Origin of the sequence: Streptomyces sp. NPDC093600, from assembly GCF_044764755.1 — a bacterium.
GTDB lineage: Bacteria > Actinomycetota > Actinomycetes > Streptomycetales > Streptomycetaceae > Streptomyces.
On record NZ_JBIWIU010000003.1, the window covers coordinates 225,627 to 238,979 of the forward strand.

At 69.2% G+C, this 13,353-nt stretch carries 11 protein-coding genes; 9 read left to right on the forward strand and 2 right to left on the reverse strand.

All coding sequences use genetic code 11. The features are described from left to right. Window positions 1-234 precede the first annotated feature (234 nt). The 9 genes from ACIRB4_RS10955 to ACIRB4_RS10995 all read left to right on the forward strand — a co-directional run bounded on the left by ACIRB4_RS10955 (window position 235) and on the right by ACIRB4_RS10995 (window position 10,331). Entirely contained in the window at window positions 235-1,860 is a 1,626-nt protein-coding gene (locus tag ACIRB4_RS10955) for an AMP-binding protein (protein ID WP_403289901.1), read from the forward strand. A gap of 23 nt (window positions 1,861-1,883) precedes the next feature. Then, window positions 1,884-2,381, forward strand: coding sequence for an acyl-CoA thioesterase (locus ACIRB4_RS10960; RefSeq protein ID WP_403289903.1), 498 nt, complete (start codon window positions 1,884-1,886; stop codon window positions 2,379-2,381). Between the two features lie 87 nt (window positions 2,382-2,468). After that, window positions 2,469-4,868 carry a bifunctional salicylyl-CoA 5-hydroxylase/oxidoreductase gene (locus ACIRB4_RS10965; RefSeq protein ID WP_403289904.1) on the forward strand — a complete coding sequence of 800 codons (2,400 nt, stop codon included), beginning with the start codon at window positions 2,469-2,471 and terminating at the stop codon, window positions 4,866-4,868. Between the two features lie 14 nt (window positions 4,869-4,882). Then, window positions 4,883-5,932 carry a carbon-nitrogen hydrolase family protein gene (locus ACIRB4_RS10970; protein WP_403289906.1) on the forward strand — a complete coding sequence of 350 codons (1,050 nt, stop codon included), beginning with the start codon at window positions 4,883-4,885 and terminating at the stop codon, window positions 5,930-5,932. Beyond that, entirely contained in the window at window positions 5,929-7,041 is a 1,113-nt protein-coding gene (locus tag ACIRB4_RS10975) for a cupin domain-containing protein (RefSeq protein ID WP_403289907.1), read from the forward strand. Before ACIRB4_RS10970 ends, ACIRB4_RS10975 begins: the two co-directional genes overlap by 4 nt. A 186-nt stretch (window positions 7,042-7,227) precedes the next feature. After that, entirely contained in the window at window positions 7,228-8,133 is a 906-nt protein-coding gene (locus ACIRB4_RS10980) for a fumarylacetoacetate hydrolase family protein (RefSeq protein WP_403289909.1), read from the forward strand. Window positions 8,134-8,144: 11 nt separating this feature from the next. Further along, entirely contained in the window at window positions 8,145-8,903 is a 759-nt protein-coding gene (locus ACIRB4_RS10985; protein WP_403289910.1) for an Asp/Glu racemase, read from the forward strand. Between the two features lie 82 nt (window positions 8,904-8,985). Beyond that, a complete protein-coding gene (locus ACIRB4_RS10990) occupies window positions 8,986-9,825 on the forward strand; it encodes a PaaX family transcriptional regulator C-terminal domain-containing protein (RefSeq protein ID WP_403289911.1) in 840 nt (279 codons plus the stop codon). Window positions 9,826-10,016: 191 nt separating this feature from the next. After that, window positions 10,017-10,331 carry a glyoxalase/bleomycin resistance/dioxygenase family protein gene (locus tag ACIRB4_RS10995; protein ID WP_403289913.1) on the forward strand — a complete coding sequence of 105 codons (315 nt, stop codon included), beginning with the start codon at window positions 10,017-10,019 and terminating at the stop codon, window positions 10,329-10,331. Between the two features lie 90 nt (window positions 10,332-10,421). Here the strand turns inward: ACIRB4_RS10995 and ACIRB4_RS11000 are convergent, their stop codons facing one another. Continuing rightward, window positions 10,422-11,999 carry a carboxylesterase/lipase family protein gene (locus tag ACIRB4_RS11000; protein ID WP_403289914.1) on the reverse strand — a complete coding sequence of 526 codons (1,578 nt, stop codon included), beginning with the start codon at window positions 11,997-11,999 and terminating at the stop codon, window positions 10,422-10,424. 13 nt (window positions 12,000-12,012) lie between these two features. Continuing rightward, on the reverse strand, window positions 12,013-13,338 hold the full coding sequence (locus ACIRB4_RS11005; protein WP_403289915.1) for a M20/M25/M40 family metallo-hydrolase: 1,326 nt from the start codon (window positions 13,336-13,338) through the stop codon (window positions 12,013-12,015). Window positions 13,339-13,353: the final 15 nt, after the last annotated feature.

The following is a 13,353-nucleotide window of genomic DNA, read 5'->3' on the forward strand; positions in this document are numbered from 1 at the left end:
GATCTCCGATCGGAGTAGATCCAGAATTTGGCACGTCGTGACTTTTGTCCGAAATGCTGGCGCTCCCCTCGGGAGGCGCTAGCATGTTACACGTGTAACTGTCATCGCGGTCAAGTCTTGCGAGTCCAGCGGTACGCTCCCTGTGGGATTTTTGTCGCGCAATATTGACGCTCGCAAGTTTATCGAGATACTTGCTCCACTCTCCCCGCTGCCCCGAGATTGAGGTGCCGCCCCATGGAGCTCTCCCCGTCAGCTCATGTCGACTCGTTCTGCCGTGATCGGCTCCCGCCCTTCGCCCTCTGGCCCGAACTGCACTTCGATCTGCCGGAGTTGCGCTACCCCGACCGCCTCAACTGCGCCCAGCGGCTGCTCGACGACGCCGTCGAGCGCTGGGGGCCCGACCGGCCCTGTCTGCTGACTCCCGCAGACCGGTGGACCTACGGTGACCTGCTGGAGCGCGCCAACCAGGTCGCCCAGGTCCTGACCGAGGACTTCGGCCTCGTCCCCGGTGGGCGGGTCCTGTTGCGCGGCCCCAACAACCCTTGGCTGGTGGCGGCTTGGTTCGGCGTCCTCAAGGCCGGCGGTGTGGCGGTGACCACCATGCCGCTGCTGCGTGCCGGCGAGCTCGCGGAGCTGCACGCGATCAGCCGGCCGGCCGTCGCCATCTGCGACCACCGCTACCTGGACGAGCTCACCGCCGCCGACGCGCCCGGACTTGCCGTACTGGCCTACGGCGGCCCGGGTGAAGCGGACCTCGTGCAACGCTGCGCGGCCAAGGACGGGCAGTTCGCCAACGTGGTCACCGCGGCCGACGACGTGGCCCTGATCGGGTTCACCTCCGGAACGACCGGGCGCCCGAAGGCGACCCTGCACTTCCACCGTGACGTCCTGGCAATAGCCGACACCTTCTCCCGCCACATCCTCAAGCCCCGCCAGGACGACGTCTTCACCGGGACTCCGCCCCTGGCCTTCACCTTCGGGCTCGGCGGACTGGTGGTCTTCCCCCTGCACGCGGGTGCGGCGACGCTGTTGATCGAGCGGGCCGGCCCCGAGCGGCTGGCCGACCTTGTGGCCGAGCACGGCGCCACCGTGCTCTTCACCGCCCCCACCGCCTACCGCGCGATCGTGTCGGCCGGTGCGACCGGGCGGCTGTCCGGGCTGCGCCGCTGCGTCTCCGCCGGAGAGGCGCTGCCGGCATCGGTGTGGGAGGAGTTCCACGCCGCCACCGGACTGCGCATCATCGACGGCATCGGCGCCACCGAAATGCTCCACGTCTTCATCTCGGCTGCCGACGACGACATACGCCCCGGCGCCACGGGCCGGCCCGTGCCCGGATACCGGGCCCGCATCGTCGACGAGGCGGGCGAGCCGGTTCCCGACGGACAGCCCGGACTCCTCGCCGTCACCGGCCCCACCGGCTGCCGGTACATGCAGGACCCGCGTCAGACCACCTACGTGCGGGACGGCTGGAACATCACAGGCGACACCTACATCAAGGACGCCGACGGCTACTTCTGGTACGTGGCCCGCAGCGACGACATGATCGTCTCCTCTGGGTACAACATCGCCGGCCCCGAAGTCGAAAAGGCCCTCGCCACCCACCCCTACGTCGAAGAGTGCGGCGTGGTCGGCGCCCCGGACGACAAGCGCGGAATGCTCGTCAAGGCGTACGTGATCCTGCGCCCCGGTGTCGCCACCGACGAGGTCACCGTCAAGGAGCTCCAGGACCACGTCAAGCAGAGCGTCGCTCCGTACAAGTACCCCCGCGCCATCGAGTTCGTCACGGAACTGCCGCGCACAAGCACCGGCAAGCTCCAGCGCGCCGAGCTACGCCGCCGCGCCCAATCCCCCTCCCGCTAATCGCCCTTCCGAAAGGCATGGTCATGGACAGCACCAGCCCCCAGCACGCAGCCTCCGCCCCGACGGACAGCTGCGCCGGCGGATGCCCGGAGGCGTCCGCCGAGAACCTGCCCAGCGTCGTCATCGAACGGTGTGTGGAGTGGCCCGACACCGACGCGGCCGGCCATTACCACCACTCCACCGTCGTGCGGTGGGTCGAGGCGGCCGAGGCCGTCCTGCTGCGGCGGCTGGGGCTCGCCCATCTCTTCGGCAGCACGCCGAGGGTCCACTTCGAGGCCGACTACCGCGCCCGGCTGTGGTTCGGCGAAAAGGTCCGTACCGAACTGAAGGTCACCAAGGTCGGAACCAGCTCGCTCCACTACGCCTTCACCGTTCACGGCGAGGCGGACGAAGCGGCTGTCAGCGGCCGCATGGTCATCGTCCACTCGGCATCGCGCGCCACCGCCACCACTCCCTGGCCCGACGACGTGCGAGATGTCCTCACCAAGGCCGGCCCCCAGGCCCCCGAACTCATCGCCTGACCCGACCCCACCCCCGCTCTATGTTGAGTTCTTTACGTTCGACAATTATCCGGCATAGTCTGTTTTTGAACCACTAGGAGGAACACCGTGCGTGTAGCAGTCATCGGGGGAGGGCCCGGCGGGCTGTACTTCGCGGCCCTGGCCCAGCAGCTCTCACCGGAGTGGGACATCACTGTCTGGGAGCGCAACGCCCGTGACGACGCGTTCGGCTTCGGTGTCGTCTTCTCCGACGAGACGCTGGACGGGATCGCGCAGGCCGACCCCGCGGTCTTCGCGGCCATGTCCGCGGAGTTCGCCCGGTGGAGCGACATCGACGTCCGCTATGCCGGTGAGGTACACGTCTCCGGCGGGCACGGCTTCGCAGCCTTGGACCGCAATCGGCTGCGGGAGATCCTGCAGAAGCGTTGCGCGGAGCTCGGCGTGGATGTGCGCTACAGCACTCAGGCACCGCCCGTGGAGGAGCTCTCCGCCGACTACGACCTGGTCGTCGCCGCTGACGGAATCCGCTCGGCGACCCGGGAGCACTATGCCGACAGCTTCCGTCCGGAGCTTGACGAACGCCACTGCCGCTACATGTGGCTGTCCACCGACCGGGTCTTCGAGGCGTTCACCTTCATCGTCGAGCAGCGGGACTTCGGCAGCATCCAGGTGCACGCCTACCCGTACAACGACAAGTCCAGCACGTTCATCGTGGAGATCGCCGAGGGCGACTGGCGGCGGGCGGGCTTCGAGGCTTTCGCCGATCGGGAGTTCGCCCGCGGCGAGAGCGACGAGGAGAGTGTGCGGCTGTGCGAGGAGATCCTCGCCGACCACCTCGACGGGCACCGTCTGATACCCAATCAGTCCCGTTGGATCCGCTTCACCACGGTACGCAACGCTTCCTGGCGCCACGAGAACGTCGTCCTGCTCGGGGATGCCGCGCACACCGCCCACTTCTCCATTGGCTCCGGCACCAAGCTCGCCATGGAGGACGCCCTGGCACTGGCCGCCTGCCTGCACGAGAACGCAGACATACCCTCCGCGATCGCCGCGTACGAGGGCGAGCGCAGACCGGTCGTCGAATCCACCCAGCGCGCAGCCCAGGCAAGTCTCGAATGGTTCGAGAACGTCGGCCGTTACACGGACCAGCAACCCCCGCAGTTCGCCTTCAACCTCCTCACCCGCAGCCGCCGCGTCACCTACGACAACCTGCGCGTGCGCGACGAGGAGTTCACCACGGCGGTCGATTCCTGGCATGCGGCCAACAGCCCGCTCGCGGCGCCCGGACCTTCCGGCGGCGCGGCGGGTGCCCCTCCGATGTTCCGCCCGTTCCAGCTGGGTGGTCTGCACCTGCGCAACCGCGTCGTCGTACCGCCCACCGCGCTGTACACCGCTCGGGACGGTCTCCCCGGCGACTTCGAACTCGTCCACCTGAGCACCATGGCCATGAGCGGCTCCTGCCTTGTCTTCGCCGGGATGACGGCGGTCAGCGCGGACGGCCGGGCCACTCCCGGCTGCCCCGGCCTGTACACGGAGGAGCAGGAGGCCGCCTGGCGGCGGATCACCGACTTCGTCCACGGCCAGTCGGATGTCTGCCTGGGTATTCAGCTCACCCACGCCGGCCGCCGTGCGGCGACCGCCATCCCGCGGCCGGACGGCAGGTCCGTTCCCCTGGGCATCGAAGGGTGGCCGCTGGTCGCGGCCTCATCAATCCAGTGGGACGAGGGCGCCGCTGTTCCGCGGGAGGCGACCCGTCAGGACATGGACGCCATCACGCGTGACTTCGTCGCCGCCGCTGGGCGCGCCCACCGGGCCGGTTTCGACGTCCTGGAACTGCAGTACGGTCACGGTCACCTGATGTCCACCTTCCTCTCGCCCCTGACGAACATGCGGACGGACGCCTACGGCGGCAATCTCGCCGGACGGTTGCGCTTCCCGCTGGAAGTGCTGCGGGCGGTGCGCGCCGTATGGCCCGAGGGGAAGGCGCTCGTGGTCCGCATCTCGGCCACGGACTGGGCCGAAGGCGGCACCAGCGAAGCCGACGCCGTGGACATTGCCCGCGCTCTCGCCGCGGCCGGCGCCGACGCGGTCGACGTCTCCACCGGAGAGGTCGTTGCCCATGAGCGCCCCCAGTACGGCCGCAGCTACCAGACGCCGTACGCCGACCTGATCCGCAACACCACCGACATCCCCGTCATCGCGGTCGGCGCCATATCGACGTACGACGACGTGAACTCGATCATCCTGGCCGGTCGTGCCGACCTCGTCGCAGTCGGCCGTGCCCATCTCCATGACCCCCTGTGGACCCTGCACGCCGCAGCCGCCCAGGACTACATGGGCCCGGCGGCGCCGTGGCCGGCCGCCTGGAAGGCGGGCAGCGGTCGCCCTCCGGGCGCGCGCACCGACCGCGTCCCGCCCCGCCTTGAGCTGCTGCGCACGCCCCCCGCCCCCGTCCACCAGCGCTGGCTCCCGCACCACCGGGCCCGCGCGGTCGCCGCGCCCCGCTGAACTGGAGAGACCCGATGGATCTGCCACGCTTCACCGCCGCGGCCGTGCAGGCCGCCCCCATCTACCTGGACGCTACGGCGACCGTCGACAAGGCGACGGAACTGATCGCAGAGGCAGCGGCGGCCGGCGCCGAACTGATCGTCTTCCCCGAGGTGTTCATCGCCGGGTACCCGTACTGGAACTGGACGATGAACCCGGTCCAGGGCTCACCCTGGTTCGAGCGCCTGCTCCGCGCGTCCATCGACATCCCCGGCCCGCATGTCGACCAGCTGCGCGCCGCCGCCCGCCAGCACGGCGTCGTCCTCGTCATCGGCGTCAACGAACGTGCCCCGCACAGCCTCGGCGTCCTCTACAACACCCTGCTCACCATCGGCCCGGACGGTGAACTCCTGGGAGTTCACCGCAAGCTGGTGCCCACCTGGGCGGAGAAACTCACCTGGACCGGCGGTGACGGCAGCTCCCTGAAGGTCCACCACACACCCGTGGGCCCGCTCGGTGTGCTGGCCTGCGGCGAGAACACCAACACGCTGGCCCGATTCACCCTGCTCGCCCAGGGCGAGCTGGTCCACGCCTCCAGCTACATCGCCCTGCCCGTGGCGCCGGCCGACTACGACATGGCGGACGCCATCGCGGTGCGTACCGCCGCCCACAGCTTCGAGGGCAAGGTCTTCTCCGTCGTGGCCTGCTCGACGATCTCGCCCGAGATGGTGGACACCATCGCCGGCGACGACGAGGAGGTGCGGCGCATGCTCGCCCGCCCCCGCAGCGCCCTGTCCGGGATCTTCGGCCCCGACGGGCGGCCCGTCACCGAGCCGCTGGTCGACGACGAAGGCATCGTGTACGCCGAGATCGATCTGGCCAAGTGCATCCAGCCGAAGCAGATGCACGACATCGTCGGCCACTACAACCGCTTCGACGTCTTCCAGCTGCACGTCGACAACCGCCCCCGCACGCCGGTGACCTTCGCCACCGATCCCGCGCACACCGCCGCACCCCTTGCCACCGACCTCACCGGCATCACCGGCATCACCGGCATCACCGGCATCACGAAGGAGGACGCATGACCACCGAGTACGACGACAGCCAGCTGGGCCGAGCACGGGTGTCCGACTCTCCCGAACTCGCCGCGTTCTACGGCGAACTCGCCCAGCTCGAAGCCGGCGCGCTGTGGACCGTGGCCAACGACATCGAGCCCTGGTATCCGCAGCCGAAGTCCGTCCCCGTGCTCTGGCGCTACGACGCGCTGCGGCCGCTGGTCCGCAAGGCCCTCGACCTGGTCAAGGCCGACGACGCCGGCCGCCGGGTCGTCATGCTGGTCAACCCCGGCCGCAAGGACGTCAGCGCCGCGGCCGGCCTCCTCTACACCGGCCTTCAGATCATGGGCCCCGGCGAGGCCATGACCGCCCACCGCCACCAGGCCGCAGCCCTGCGCTTCGTCCACGAGGGCACCGGCGCCTGGACCATCGTCGACGGCCAGAAGCTGAAGGTGGCCCCGGGCGACTTTGCCATCACCCCCAACGGCACCTGGCACGAACACGGCAACGAATCCGACGACGCGCCCGTCATCTGGCAGGACGGCCTGGACATCCCGCTGGTCAACGCTCTGGACGCTGGCTTCTATGAGGTCCACCCCGAGCTCTACCAGACCCCGGGCAAGGTCATCAACTCCTCTGTCCTCACCTACAGCGCGAACCTCATGCCCTACGGCTCGGAGAAGTGGACCAGGCCGTACTCGCCGCTGCTGGCCTTCCCCTGGGAGCCCACCTACGAGGCACTGCGCAACCTCGCCAAGGCCACCGAAGGGTCCCCGTACGACGGTGTCATAGCGGAGTACACCAACCCGCTCACCGGCGGGTCGGTCATGCCCACCATGGGGGCCCACATGCAGCTCCTGCGGCCCGGCCAGGCCACCCTCGCGCACCGCCACACCGGCTCGGTCATCTACACGGCGGCCAAGGGCCGCGGCGTCTCGGTGATCGCCGGCCAGCGCTTCGAGTGGAAGAAGGGCGACATCTTCTGCGTGCCTTCCTGGGCCTGGCACGAGCACCACAACCTCGACCAGTCCGAGGATGCCTGCCTGTTCTCCTTCAACGACTTCCCCGTCATGCGCTCCCTCGGCTTCCACCGCGAAGAGGCGTACACCGACAACGGCGGGCACCAGCCCACCGCCTGAAGCCGCTCCGCCGGACCGGAGCCGCCGGCCCTGACACCGGCACCGGCCCGGCGGAGTGCAAAACCGGGGACGGAAAGCCCTGCCCCGCGACCGCCCCGGGCACGGGGCGGCGGACAAACGCTCCAGCGCTGCCGCCGCCCCACCACCTCGCCAACCCTCTTCCCTCCTCGCATTCAAGGAGCACCCATGCGACTGGTCACCTACACCCACAACGACTCCCCCCACCGCCTCGCCGCACAGGTGGGCAACCAGCTGGTCGACCTCGCCGTCCTCGCCGAGAAGGCTGGCACACACCTGCCCGCAGACCTCCTTTCGTTCATCCAGGCGGGAGCCGGCGCGCACGAGACCGCGGCCCGCCTGCTCGCCGACGGCCCCGCGGCCTGGCCAGCCGAGGCCGTGCACGAGTTCGACGACGTGGACCTGCAGGCCCCGCTGCGCCCTGGCAAGATCATCGGCGTCGGGCTGAACTACGTCGAACACGTCGAGGAGTCCAGCCGCAGTCTGGACACCGACAAGGACCTGCCCCCGCGCCCGGTCCTCTTCAGCAAGCCCGCCACCGCCGTCACCGGCCCCGGCGCGCCGATCCTCCACAACGCGGACCTGACCAATGAGCTGGACTGGGAATGCGAGCTCGCCGTGGTCATCGGACGTACCGCCTTCCGCGTCAGCGAGGAGGACGCCTACGACCACATCTTCGGCTACAGCATCGTCAACGACATCAGCGCCCGCGACCAGCGCCGCTCCGGACAGTGGTTCTTCTCCAAGGCCCAGGACTCCTACGCCCCCTTCGGCCCTGCCGTCGTCACCGCCGACGACATCGCCGACCCGATGGCCCTGGACCTCGAACTGCGCGTCAACGGCGTCACCAAGCAGAAGTCGAACACCCGCCACATGCTCTTTCCCATCGCCCGGCTCATCGCCGACATCTCCTCCGGCGTGACCCTGGAGCCGGGCGACATCATCGCCACGGGCTCCCCTTCCGGCGTCGGCGCCGGCATGGTCCCGCCGGAGTACCTCACCCCCGGCGACACCGTAGAGGCCACCGTCGAAGGCATCGGCACCCTCACCAACCCCGTCGTCGACGCCCGCTGAGGAGCACCCCCATGTCCGCCCGCACCTACCGCATCGGCCAGATCGTCCCGAGCTCCAACGTCACCATGGAGACCGAAGTCCCGGCCATCCTGCGCGCCCGCGAAACCATCGCGCCCGAACGCTTCACCTTCCACTCCAGCCGTATGCGCATGACCCACGTGACCCCCGAGCAGCTCAAGGCCATGGACGCCGACTCCGACCGGTGCGCCCTCGAACTCTCCGACGCCCGCGTGGACGTCCTCGGCTACGCCTGCCTGGTCGCCATCATGAGCATGGGCCTGGGCTACCACCGCACCTCCGAGGAACGCCTGCACAGCCGCACTGTGGACAACGGAGCACCCGCCCCTGTCGTGACCAGCGCCGGCGCCCTCGTCCACGGCCTGAACACCCTCGGCGCGAAGAAGATCGCCCTGATCGCCCCCTACATGCGACCGCTGACCGAGACGGTCGTCGACTACCTCACCCATGAGGGCATCGAGGTCCTCGACTACACAGCACTGGAGATCCCCGACAACCTCGATGTCGCAGCCCACGACCCGGCGAAGCTGCCCGGCCTCGCCAAGGCCCTGAACCACAGCGGCGCCGACGCCGTCGTCCTCTCCGCCTGCGTCCAAATGCCCTCACTGGGAGCCATCGAAGAAGCCGAACAACTGCTCGGCAAGCCCGTCGTCTCGGCAGCGGTGTGCACGGCCCACCAGATGCTGCGCACGCTCGGCCTGCCGGCCATCGCGCCCGGCGCGGGCCACCTTCTGTCCGGCGCTTACGCCTGACGCGCAGCGCAGCCCTGCACCTGGACGGTGACCTGTCCGGCCGGCTCGGTAGGATCGCGACCGCATCCGACGGAAGGCGATCATGGCGGACACTCCCACCCGGCCCAGCTCCTTGATCAACACGGTCTACGGAGCGTTCCTGCGCCGCCTAGGCGGATGGATCTCGGTCGCCGACCTGATCACCCTGATGTCCGAACTCGACGTCGATGGCCCGGCGGCCCGCTCTGCGATCTCCCGGCTCAAGAAAAAGGGCATACTCGAGCCCGAGCGCCGGGCCGCCACTGGCTACAAGCTCAGCGCAGCCGCGCAACCCGTCTTCGACGAGGGCGACCGGCGCATCTTCGGCAGCCTGGAACCGGCGAAGCTCGCCGACGGCTGGGCAGTGGCCGTCTTCTCCGTACCGGAGTCGGAGCGCTCCTACCGCTACCAGTTGCGCACCCGGCTGGCCTGGATGGGATTCGGGAACATCGCCCCTGGAGTATGGCTGGCGCCGAGCCGCCTCCTGGGCGATGCCCGCGACATGCTCATCCGCCGTGGACTGAGTGACTACGCGCATCTCTTCGCCGCGGACTACGCCGCCTTCAGCGACCTGCCCGAAACAGTCAGCTCCTGGTGGGACTTCCCCGCGATCCAGGATCAGTACGCCGCATTCACACGCGAGTACGGGCCCCTCGCGGCGGAATGCGCACAGCAGCGTGACATCGACAGCGCCGAGGCGTTCCGCCGCTACGTCCCCATGCTCACCCAGTGGCGCCGGCTGCCCTACCTCGACCCCGGCCTGCCCGCCGAGCTGCTCCCCGCCGACTGGAACGCGGTCGCGGCACGCCAGACCTTCCAGCAGCTCCACGAAATCCTCGCCACACCGAGCCTGCGACACGTACAGCAGGTCACCGGCCTCGCAGAGGCGACGGAGGGCTCTTAGCGGTCTCTTGCTGCCCAGCTGCCTGAAGGTGTTTCCGCTACGGCGTGGGGAGAGGTTGAGGTCGGGGCGTTGTGCCAGGCGGATCGTCTGGTGGGTGATCAGCAGGTGGTCTGTCGGCCCACAACTCACCCAACCCGTCCGGCCCTGTCGCAATACGCCCGAACCCGCTGCCCACACCGGCCAGGAGCCCCATGAGTGACCCGATCAGCATCCGCACGACCCTGCTGGTCCTGTACTCACCCCAGCTCGAAGAGTGCTGTCGCTTCTACAGCGACCTCGGCCTGCGCTTCGTGACCGAGCAGCACGGCCAGGGCCCCCGTCACTACGCGGCGATCCTTGCCGACGGCATGGTCTTCGAGATCTGTCCCGCCCGCTCAGGCCGCGAGACCGGCGCCGTTCGCCTCGGCCTCGCCGTCATCGGCACCGCCGCGAAACCCCCACTCGCTCCCGGCCACCACCAACTCATAGACCCGGACGGCCGAATCATCGACATCCATGCAACCTGACCAAGATCAATAGCTCGCCAGGTCCTGAAGCTCTCCGCCCCCGGAATGCCGGGGGCGGAGGGCTATATCGTGCGGGACGTTAGCGGGCAGTCACAGCCCGGACTTCTTGCGCCAGATCCGGTGCGAGGCGGCGAGCGGGTCCTCTGCCTCGGAGGGTTCGACGTCCCACAGACGGGTCATCGGTCGGTCCTCTGTGTAGGGGTCCCATCCCGGGTCTCCTGATGTGGCGAAGGAGATCCAGGACGCGCGCAGCTGTTCGGACAGATGAGTGAAGTCTTTGGAGGGGGGCTTGCCGCCGAGCAGGAAGGCCGCCAGTGTTCCCTCCGTGTTGCCGAAGGTGGCCGGGATGTCCACGGTGTGGCAGGCGCCCAGAGCGCCGCCGAAGGCAGGAGCGCTGTAGGTGAAGTCGTAGAGCCAGGCTCGTCCGCCTGCGGCGGTGTGGGCCTGGGCCAGCCATGTGGACGGCATCCGGAACAGCGCGTCGGAGAACATGGTGACGTACAGCTGGGCGTCGGTCAGGCCGGGGTATGCGGTCCGGTAGTCGGCAGCTGCCTGGCGGCCGAGCCCCAGGCCGTCGGTGATGGCGCCTAGATCGAGGTCGCGGATCTTCGCCGGCCGGTCCGGCTTGGGCGTTGTGCGCTCGCGGAATCCCGCGCGGGCCGCCGAGAGCATCATGGGCAGGGCCTTGATCATTGCTGTGGGCTTGATCTTGACGAGGCCGCGTTCCATGGCGAACAGGGTGAACTCGTCGTGCGTGTAGCCGGAGATCAGGTCCACGTCGCGGGCGCAGCCCGAGCGGATGGCAAGCCAGGGCTTGTCGATAACGGTGACGCCGTCGATGACGGGTGAGAAGGCGGTGATCGCCTCGGGGGTCGTCCAGTTCGCCGGGTTGGCACGCATCGCCGGCAGGGGCGCGTCCTGCACCGCCAGCAGCGCCTCGGGCGGCAGAGAATCCAGCCTCTCGACAGCCACACCGGCCGCTTCCGCGATCATTGTGGAGATCCGCTGCGCTTCCTCCTCAGGGAGGAACCGCCCCGCCATGCTCTGGACGATGGCGCGGCGGAAGAGGCCGTGTGCGGCGGGTGCGGACATCAGGGCGGCCACGGACGCGCCTCCGCCGGACTCGCCGAAGATCGTCACGTTGTCCGGGTCGCCGCCGAAGGCCGCGATGTTCTCATGCACCCATGCGAGGGCGGCGGCCTGATCGAGGAAGCCCCGGTTGGCGGGCGCATCCGGAACGAATCCGAATCCCTCGAAGCCGACCCGGTAGTTGAACGTCACCAGGACCACGCCACCGCGGGCGAGGACCTCCCCGTCGTGGATCGGGTCACCGGCATAGCCCGTCTTCCACCCTCCGCCGTAGATCCACACCATGACCGGCAGCCGGTCTCCGGCGCCTCCGGGACTCCACACGTTCACGCTGAGGCAGTCCAGGCCGTCCTGGGGCCGCCAGGCAGCCGGCATGACCGGCACCAGCGGGAGCTGCGGCGGCGCGGCGCCGAAGGACTTCGCCGGCCGGACACCGTCCCAGCCGGGGACCGGCGCCGGCGCCTGGAACCTGAGGGGTCCTTCCGGCGGAAGGGCGTAGGGGATTCCCTTGAAGACCGACAGCCCCTCCGCGGCCGTGCCTTCGATCTTGCCGGCCGAGGTCTCGACGACGACATCCATGGGGTGGCTCCGTTCAAAGTGAGAGTCTGAAGACCGCGTCCAGCAGGCACTTCCCGCCGAACATCAGGTCGCTGATCCGGGCATGCTCGTCGGGCGCGTGGATGAGGCGCATGATGTCCGCATCACTGGCGGAGGGAAAGAATCCGACCACTTTCGTGTCGGGGAAGGCGCGGGCGTCCGTTGCGGCCGGGTTGATGTACGGCAGGATGCGTGCGCCCGGCTCGTGGGCCGCGACAGTCTCGCTGAGAACGCGCAGGATCTCCGGATCGTCGCAGGCAGCGTGGCTCACCCTGCCGTGCAGCAGGGATACTTCCACACGGTCCCCGACCGCTTTTTGCACCTCCGCCACCCAGTGCTCAGGCAGCTCGCCAGGCAGCAGACGACCGTCCAGCACCGCGCTCGCTTCGACGGGTACCACGTTCGGCCGCTGGCCCGCGGACAACAGCGTGGGGGTGGCGGTGTTGTGCAGGGCGGCGACGACGAACTCACGCAGCACCGGATCGATGGGCAGGCTGTTCGCCTTGGCCCATGTTGGGTTGGTCAGCAGGTGCTCGATGGCCTGTGCGCCGGCGCCCGGGTGCAGATCCGCCAAGGTGCTCAGCATGCGATGGGCCACCGGGTGCCGCATCGACCGGGGGGCGAACGCGCGCAACCGCATGAGGGCTTCGACAAGCGTGAAGACCGCTGCGTCCAGGCGCGGTACGGAGGCGTGGCCGCCGGGCCCGCGCGCGGTGATCCGCATCCGGGCGCTGCCCTTCTCGGCGACCTGAACCGTGTAGAGGGGGCCTCCGGGGGTCATCAAGCGCTGCCCTCCGCCTTCGTTGAACGCCCACTCGGCCTCGACGAGGCTTCGGTGGTTTTCCCACAGCCAGTACGCGCCCAGCCGGCTGCCTGCCTCCTCGTCGGCGGTGACCACCAACAGCAGATCCCGGCGCAGGGCAACCCTGTGCGCGGCCAGGAGCTGCATGATGAGCAGGCTCGCGGCGATCTGGCCTTTCATGTCGAGCGCTCCCCGGCCCCACACGCAGGCGTTGGCGGCCTCACCCGAGAGGGGTGGGCGGCTCCACTGACCGGGCTGTGCCCCGACCACGTCGGCGTGGCCCAGCAGCATCAGCGGCGCCCCGCGTCCCGTCCCGGGCAGCCGGGCGACGAGGTTGGCCCGCCCGGGCTCGGCCTCCAGGATCTGGTGCGAGATACCGGAACGGGCCAGCTCGCGGGAGAGATAGCGTGCGACGGTGATCTCGTTGCCCGGCGGGTTCGAGGTGTCCAGGCGGATCAGCGCCGACAGGTGGTCGACGAGGTGCCGTTCCTGATCCGCCCAGGAGAAGGGCAGCGGCATCGCCGGCTTCCCCCG

What these genes read in the sequence shown, in the direction of transcription:
- ACIRB4_RS10960 (WP_403289903.1), top strand. Translation starts at nt 1,884, where the DNA reads ATGGACAGCACCAGCCCCCAGCACGCAGCCTCCGCCCCGACGGACAGC.
- ACIRB4_RS10980 (WP_403289909.1), top strand. Translation starts at nt 7,228, where the DNA reads ATGCGACTGGTCACCTACACCCACAACGACTCCCCCCACCGCCTCGCC.
- ACIRB4_RS10990 (WP_403289911.1), top strand. Translation starts at nt 8,986, where the DNA reads ATGGCGGACACTCCCACCCGGCCCAGCTCCTTGATCAACACGGTCTAC.
- ACIRB4_RS11000 (WP_403289914.1), bottom strand. Translation starts at nt 11,999, where the DNA reads ATGGATGTCGTCGTCGAGACCTCGGCCGGCAAGATCGAAGGCACGGCC.
- ACIRB4_RS11005 (WP_403289915.1), bottom strand. Translation starts at nt 13,338, where the DNA reads ATGCCGCTGCCCTTCTCCTGGGCGGATCAGGAACGGCACCTCGTCGAC.
- ACIRB4_RS10955 (WP_403289901.1), top strand. Translation starts at nt 235, where the DNA reads ATGGAGCTCTCCCCGTCAGCTCATGTCGACTCGTTCTGCCGTGATCGG.
- ACIRB4_RS10995 (WP_403289913.1), top strand. Translation starts at nt 10,017, where the DNA reads ATGAGTGACCCGATCAGCATCCGCACGACCCTGCTGGTCCTGTACTCA.
- ACIRB4_RS10985 (WP_403289910.1), top strand. Translation starts at nt 8,145, where the DNA reads ATGTCCGCCCGCACCTACCGCATCGGCCAGATCGTCCCGAGCTCCAAC.
- ACIRB4_RS10970 (WP_403289906.1), top strand. Translation starts at nt 4,883, where the DNA reads ATGGATCTGCCACGCTTCACCGCCGCGGCCGTGCAGGCCGCCCCCATC.
- ACIRB4_RS10975 (WP_403289907.1), top strand. Translation starts at nt 5,929, where the DNA reads ATGACCACCGAGTACGACGACAGCCAGCTGGGCCGAGCACGGGTGTCC.